The organism is Verrucomicrobiota bacterium, from assembly GCA_037139415.1.
Lineage (GTDB): Bacteria > Verrucomicrobiota > Verrucomicrobiia > Limisphaerales > Fontisphaeraceae > JBAXGN01.
In genome coordinates, this window is record JBAXGN010000270.1 from 1 (window position 1) to 7,739 (window position 7,739).

At 52.4% G+C, this 7,739-nt stretch carries 4 protein-coding genes; all 4 read left to right on the forward strand.

The annotated features are described in order from the left end of the window. Nucleotides 1-100 precede the first annotated feature (100 nt). The 4 genes from WCO56_27745 to WCO56_27760 all read left to right on the forward strand — a co-directional run bounded on the left by WCO56_27745 (nucleotide 101) and on the right by WCO56_27760 (nucleotide 7,707). Entirely contained in the window at nucleotides 101-301 is a 201-nt protein-coding gene (locus WCO56_27745; protein MEI7733396.1) for a hypothetical protein, read from the forward strand. Between the two features lie 541 nt (nucleotides 302-842). Next, nucleotides 843-6,452: an RHS repeat-associated core domain-containing protein gene (locus WCO56_27750; protein ID MEI7733397.1), complete on the forward strand. Its 5,610-nt coding sequence runs from the start codon at nucleotides 843-845 to the stop codon at nucleotides 6,450-6,452. Then, nucleotides 6,449-6,652, forward strand: a complete 204-nt coding sequence (locus tag WCO56_27755) for a hypothetical protein (protein ID MEI7733398.1) — start codon at nucleotides 6,449-6,451, stop codon at nucleotides 6,650-6,652. Before WCO56_27750 ends, WCO56_27755 begins: the two co-directional genes overlap by 4 nt. 56 nt (nucleotides 6,653-6,708) lie before the next feature. Next, nucleotides 6,709-7,707, forward strand: a complete 999-nt coding sequence (locus tag WCO56_27760) for an RHS repeat-associated core domain-containing protein (protein ID MEI7733399.1) — start codon at nucleotides 6,709-6,711, stop codon at nucleotides 7,705-7,707. Nucleotides 7,708-7,739 lie beyond the last annotated feature (32 nt).

Genomic DNA, 7,739 nt, shown 5'->3' on the forward strand with positions numbered 1-7,739 from the left:
AACAGCGTAGCATGGGGGGTAGGACAAATACGGTCCTACCCTCAAAAAAGTTTGAGAAATATTTTCAGGGGAAAAAGGCCGGTAAAATGGGGCTGGAACCTTGCAGAAAGATGAAACTGGCATAAAAATGGGAAGCCGGACATGGCAAAAATATTTACTGGCAAAAAAATTAAGACCAGAAGATGCCAAGACCGAAGGCCGAAGCCAACTTTTGCAGAAATATTTTCGGGCAAAAAAATTGACTGAAGAAGATAGGAGCTTGGGAGCCAGGGAGGTGAGGTGGCAGGAATCTGGAATCTGAACACCCCGGCTAGAGAAAAACGAACCATACTATGGTTTTACACCTAAATTCTTCGTTATTGACCGACAAATGCGTAAACTGCCGCAGACTGTACAATAAATTGGTCTCTTTTAGGGCGTTGTTATAGTCGAACCCTTTTTCCGAACCCCTTTTCCAACTTTCGGCTGGGGCAAGTAACCCTCAAGGAACTGGCCCATAACTTGGATTGGGCCCTGGTAGAAGATTTACCCTGGGAGTTATGGTTTGCCTGCGGGTAAATAGGTCCAGGGGTTAGTCCTTTGGGGCCACTGTTCTTTGTCAATCGCCAACGCTACAAGGAGGATTTCGAGACTACGGGAGAAGTGTCGCTACGCATCGGGCGGATGCCCGTCCATTTTAATATTTCCGCGTTCGGACCTGACAAAAATCGAGCGGCTCAAAGCGAAAGTTGGGACGGAAACCACCTTGCGGAATTTTTGTATTTTCTACTTTCTTGTTGCCTCAAAATTAAGGAAACTGTATAAGGTGTTTCAGACGTTAGCCCAAGTTTAGAGAGAAATTTATGAAAACTAATCGCCGTCTGGTCAGTGTCGTCCTGTTCGCTCTGGCTTTTTCTGCCATTCTGTGGCTGCGCGCGGAACTCGTCATCAGCCCTTTTGTGCTGTCTAACAACACAGTCAGCTTTACGCTGAATGGCGCCAACAGCAATTACTCCTATCGGGTTCTCTTCACCACCAACCTCCCGTACCAGCTTACCAACTGGGGCTTGTTGGGCACGGGCACCGTGGGCCAGACGACGTTGACCTTCACTGCCCCCACCAATCCCGATGTCTTTTTCATCGCCGCCTCCAACAGCGCCGTTGCCCCCAAGGTGATGACGCCCGTTTTTACGCCCCCCGGCGCTTACTATAGCAATGCGACCAGCGTGGTCATCTCTTGCAGTACCGAAGGCTCATACATTTATTATACCACCAATGGCGCGGTGCCCACGATGACCGATTTTTTCATTCCCAGCGGCAACTCCATTCCCATTGCCAATACCACTATCTTGCAAGCGCGTGCCTTTGCGCTGGGGCTGCTGGATTCGGATGTTAAATCTAATTACTATACGGTGAACCTCGCGCCCACCGTCAGCGCGGGCACCCAGCAGGTCGTTTCCGGCACCAGCGCCACCTTGTCCGGCTCCGCTGCGGATGACGGATTGCCGTCAGGCCGCACGCTCACTTATCTCTGGTCGCAAACCGGCGGACCGGCAGCCACAATCGTCAACCCAACCAACCTAACCACCACCGTCAATCTTACCGATCCTGGCATCTATCATTTTCAATTGGTCGTCAGCGATGGACAATACAGCCGCACGAACTCGGTGGTCATCGCCAAGGAAACCGGCCTCACGGTCAGCCTGGACAGCCCGTTAAACGGCTCCACCGCTATCGTCCCGACCAACATTTTGTTGCAAGCGAGCGCAGGCGGCGGGAATGTCACCCAGGTCGCCTTTTACGCTTCCAGCAAGCTCATTGGCACGGTGGATTCGCCCCCGTATAATTTCTATTGGCGAAGCGCGCCGGTTGGCGCTTTTACGCTCACCGCCGTGGCTCTAACCGATGATCCGGACAATACAGGGCTGGCATCGGAAGGCATCGCCTTCACCAATTACTGGCCAACCAACGTTGGGCAGGTGGCGTTTTCCGCCACGGACCTCGAAATCCCCACTGCCGGTATTCCACTCACCATCAGCCGCCGGTATGATACGCGTTTCAGGACGAATGGGCTTTTAGGGTTCAATTGGAAGGGGAACTATGACGATATCAACATTGAGGTGCCATCACTTTCCAGCGGCTGGCAAGGGGCAGGGACGGGTCCGTATGGAATGAGTGAATCATCGCCCCACTTGCTGGTCGTTTCGCTCAGCGACAGCGAGAAATACTACTTCACGCCATTGATTATCTTCCGGACGAGCCAGACCAACACAATCAATAACGGCACCAAGCCTGACGTTTACAACGAAGAGCCTGTCGATCTCGTGTTCTTTCCTGTTTCAGGACAGAATGCAGCACTGACACTTCCGCGTCTTCCCAATACGATTGGCATGGACGAAGGCCTTGGGCGGCCCTGGGCACGACCACTGACGCTCGCAAGTATTGACGAATTTCTTACGATCACGCCGTACGAACCGGCTTTAACCGACTATACGTTTACGGCACCAGATGGAAAGAAATACAAATTTGACGCCAATGGCAAGTTCACCTCCCTCACCGACCGCAACGGCAACCAGGTCAATTACGTGGTCAACGATCCCACCAGTGCGGATTTAACATGGTCAAATCCGTCTTCCGGAGGTTCGTTGTCCGTCCACTTTGACTTGGACGAAAACAACGGCTGGGTCAACAACGTCTATGACCCGATCGCCGTCGCCTCGAACGGAGTCCCGACCATTATCTATCGCCACGACGCCATTGGGAACCTCACCAACGTGGCCCGGTTGATTGATCGCGCGGGCGGCGGCACCTACGAGAACACCTATTACACTTATACCAACACCGTTTTTTCAAACTTTGTCACCAGCATCAAAGATCCCCGTGGCGTGATCGTCCAGCGGAACGTTTTCGATTCGGCGGGCCGGTTGTATCAGCAATTTGACGCCCTTAACAATCCGGTGACTTACACGTACGATGTCCCCAACCGCCGCCAGGTCACCACCGATCGTTTGGGGTATTCAACCGTCCAATATTTCACGCCGTCCGGTTTGCTCGGCGCGGTTCAGCATCCCTACGACGGCATGGAAATCTACACGTACAACGACCGGGGCCTTCTGATCGCCGAGACAAATGCCCTCAAGCAAGGAACCACTTATGCCTATGATGAAAACGATAACCTGATCAGTTCAACCAACGCACTACAGCAGGGCGTCACCGCGAGCAATAATGAGTTTGGGCAACCGTTGCTCTCGACGGACGCCTTGGGCAATGGAACGATTAGCGCCTATAGTGATACCGGCAACCTCGTGGCCGTCACGAACGGGTTGGGCATCGTCAGTCTCTACGGCTACAACGACCGGGGCAACCGGACGGCCGAGACCAATGCTGCCGGTTTGCCCGAGCAGGCCGTCACCCGTTATGGCTACAATGAATTGGGCTTCCTCACCAACCTGGTGGATGCCTTGAATAATTCCGTTGCCTACGTTTGCGACCTCAACGGCAACCGCCTCTCGGAAACCCGCACCCGCACCGGTCCCAGCGGCACTATCACCCTGGTGACCAGCAATCTTTACGATGCGCGCAATCGCGTCACCATGACCGTCGGGCCAGACGGCGCGACGAACCGCGTAGCCTTCAATGGCGCGGGCCTGCAATCATCCACGGTGGACAAAATGGGGCGCACCAATTTCTTTTTTTACGATGCGCGGGCCTTGCTCACAAACACCACCTTCCCGGACGCAACCTACGAAACGATAGCGTACGATGCCGAGGGCCGAAAAACGAACTCCACGGACCGATCGCATAACCCGACCTCATTTTATTACGATCCCTCTGGCAGACTCTATTACACCCTCTACGCGGATGGCATCGGTTCGGCGAATATCTACGATCTGGCCGGTCGCGTCGTTACCACCGTCCTCTACCCGGTCATGCCTTCAGGACCGGGATTGCCGACCACAACGCCCCAATACACCTATTACGGCTTTGACGCCACTGGCAGGCGCATTGCCGTGACGAATGCCCTTTTCCAGGCAACGCGGATGGGCTTGGATGCCAACAACAACCAAACCAATCTCATTGACGCCCTGAATCGCAGCACCACCAATGTTTTCGACGCCTTGAACCGCCAAATCCGGATCAAGTACCCGGATGGCACGAGCGAAGGCTTCGCCTATGACGGTCTTGGCCGTCGAGTTGGGGCCACCAACCAGGCGGGCATCGTCACACGTTTTGGTTTTGACGCGTTAGACCGCCTCGTGGCTGTCACCAACGCCCATGGTACCACCCAGCAAACCGTCACCCGCTATGCGTATGATGAAGTGGGCAACCAGACCGCGCAAATTGACGCCCTGTTGCGAACCAATCGTTTCGAGTACGATAACCTGGGACGCAAGGTGCGAACCATCCTCCCCGGCGGCCAGAGTGAAGGCCGGGCCTATGACCGCAATGGCAACCTGACATTCCTGACCAACTTCACCGGCCTGGTGGTCACGTTTACCAATGACGTCATGAACCGCCTCCTCAGCAAGTCAGTCAGTAACGTGGTGCAGGTCACCTACGCCTATTCACCCACCGGCCAGCGGACCAACATGGTGGATGCCAGCGGCACCTATAGCTACACCTATGACACCCGCGACCGGCTCCTGACCAAAAACACCCCGCAAGGCAACCTCACTTACACGTACAATGCGTTCGGGAACCTCTCGCAAATCGCCTCATCAACCCCTAACGGCACCCTGGTCAATTATTACTATGACCAGCTCAACCGCCTTACCAACGTCGTGGATCGTTTCAATAACTCAACCTGCTACGGTTTCGACTCCGTTGGCAACCTCCAAACCGTCCGTTACCCGAACACCGCCACCAACACGTACAGCTATAATTCCCTGAACCGCCTCACCAACCTGATCGCTAAAACCGGGTCTGGCACCCTGGCCAGCTTTGCTTATCAGTTAGGTGCAGCCGGTAACCGTACCAGCCTTAGTGATTTGGTCAACGGCTTCAGCCGTTCTTATTCCTGGCAGTATGATCCCCTCTACCGCTTGACCAACGAAACCCTCACCGGCACCGCGCCAACGGGAGCCGCCAGCTACAGATACGATGCTGTCGGCAACCGCACTAATCGCACCTCGACCCTCACCGGAATCACTAACCAAACCCTTGCCTACGGCACCAACGATTGGCTGGCCACCGATGTCTATGACAACAATGGCAACACTCGGACCAATGGCGGGAATGTTTATCAATACGACTTCGAGAACCGCCTGACCAATTTCAACAATGGCACCGCCATTTACGTTTATGATGGCAATGGCAACCGGGTATCCGTTACCACCAATGGCGTCAAAGTCCTCTACCTGGTGGACGACCGCAACCCCAGCGGTTATGCCCAAGTGATCGAGGAACTGACCGTTTCCGGCGGCACAACGAATCTGGCTAAAAGTTACACATACGGTCTGGACCTGATTTCCCAACGCCAGGTTGCCAGCGGCACAACTAGCTTTTACGGCTACGATGGCAACGGCAACACCCGCTATTTGGCCGGCACCAACGGCATTATTTCCGATACCTACGTCTTCGACGCCTTCGGCACCTTGTTAACTTCCAGCGGCACCACGGCCAATATCTACCTTTATAGTGGGGAGCAATATGATCCAAACCTTGGATTCTATTACCTAAGAGCGCGTTATTTGAATCCGGGGATGGGGAGGTTTTGGACAAGAGATTCCGCTTCCGGAAGTAACCAAGATCCGTCGTCATTGCACAAGTATCTCTATGTTCATAACAATCCAATAATCGGAATCGATCCTACTGGACATGAGTTTAGCATATCAGGGCTTTACTATAGTATGGGGGCCTACATGTATTTATTTGCCCAGTCTCATGCAACTATCATTAATGTTTCCAGAATTGCACTCACATCATTAACCCTAAGTCTTGTTGTTGCCGACAATGCAGGACTGCTTACAGCCGATAAAAGCATCTTAGGAATATATATTTCTAGTGGTGGAAATCCCCTTGCAGAAATGCAGTATGTGGTTGGCGAAATAAGGACTTTAAGAACAGCATTAGTCGCTGCGCGTACGCTTGGAAATATTGGCACTTTATCAAGAACAGAAATGGCGATTGCTAACGAAGCAAAGCAAATATTGGCATCATCAGAATTAGCACAGATTCGGACTGCACAGAAAGCAGGTAATGTTAGTCGGTTCATAATAAATGGAAGGACCATCCAATATCAACCCAAACTCCCATTTTCAGCTATTACTTGGTTTGAAGAGCGCGGTTTCGTGTTAGGTGAGGAGGCTTTTGCTTCTGAGGAAGAAATGACCAAAACCATTCTTCATGAGCTTTATAGGCTTTCCAGCAGTCAGGTCACCTCTGGTGGGGCGGTCTCACAAAGTTTAGTTCAAAAAGAAACCGTAGATGCATATCAGTTTGCCGAACGTGCATACAAGGAGATATTTAAATGAAAGATAACTCTGCTTGGATTGAAGCGGCAACCGCCCTCATCCAAAATCCGCATGAGATGGTTCGCTGTCCATCTTGTGGACTCGCGTACCTGCAAGTTGACGATGAAAAGATAGATGATGAGCATTTTGACCGGCACTTGAGATGCTCAAATTGTGGAACACATGAGATTATTTTCAAACGTGCTGAAAAATCACAGTAAATACAAAGGCAACAAGCTGCAAAAACTCAAACACGTGCAACATATAAATTGACTTTGTGAATTCACTATTCAGCGTTTTAATTGTATGGCTGGTCAGTTCAAGTATTGGACTGGCCAACTTTGCCTACCGATTGGATGCCGCTGGCACTCGCACGAATTTGGTGGAGTACCTCAGCACTACATATCGCACGAACTCATGGAGGTTTGACCCGCTCTACCGGCTGACGAACGAGACGATCACTGGCACAGCGCCAACGGGAACGATTGGCTATACCTATGATGCTGTCGGGAACCGGCTCACGCGCACTTCCAGCGTGCCCAATGTGGCCACCACCAGTGCCAACTATGGCACAAACGATTGGGTTACCGGCGACAGCTATAATAATAACGGGAGCACCACCAACTCCGGTGGCAACAGCTACGCCTATGACTTCGAGAACCGGCTGACCAACTTTAACAACGGCACCGCCGTTTTTGTTTATGATGGCGACGGGAACCGCGTTCGCAAAACTGTCGCCGGAGTGACCACGTACTACCTCGTGGACGACCGCAATCCGACTGGCTATGCGCAAGTCCTGGAAGAGCTCACCACGGTGGGTGCAACTCCTAGCCGCCTCTACACCCACGGGCTGGACATGATCAGCCAACGCCAGAGCGACGGAACGACGAGCTTTTTTGGCTATGACGGTAACGGGAATACCCGGTTCCTGACCTCGGCGGCGGGTGCTGTGACCGATACCTACACCTATGAAGCTTTTGGCGTTGGTATCGCCGGCACCGGATCAACAGCAAACAACTATCTCTTCGCAGGCGAACAATATGATAGCTCACTTGGATTCTATTACTTAAGAGCGCGGTATTTGAACCCAGGGATGGGGAGATTTTGGACACGGGACCCATTTGGTGGGCGGAGGCAGGAACCAGATACTCTGCACAAGTATTTATATTGCAGTGATGACCCGATTAATCGGCATGACCCCAGCGGGTATGAAAACACAATTACGGTGAGTGGATCATTTGGCATCTTCGGAACACTAGCAGCCTGTCGGACTTAGAAAAGCAGTTTTTTTAAGAAGCCCGGACATAA

Excerpts from the sequence above, each read along its gene's own strand:
- WCO56_27750 (MEI7733397.1), top strand. The coding sequence starts at position 843 with ATGAAAACTAATCGCCGTCTGGTCAGTGTCGTCCTGTTCGCTCTGGCT.
- WCO56_27755 (MEI7733398.1), top strand. The coding sequence starts at position 6,449 with ATGAAAGATAACTCTGCTTGGATTGAAGCGGCAACCGCCCTCATCCAA.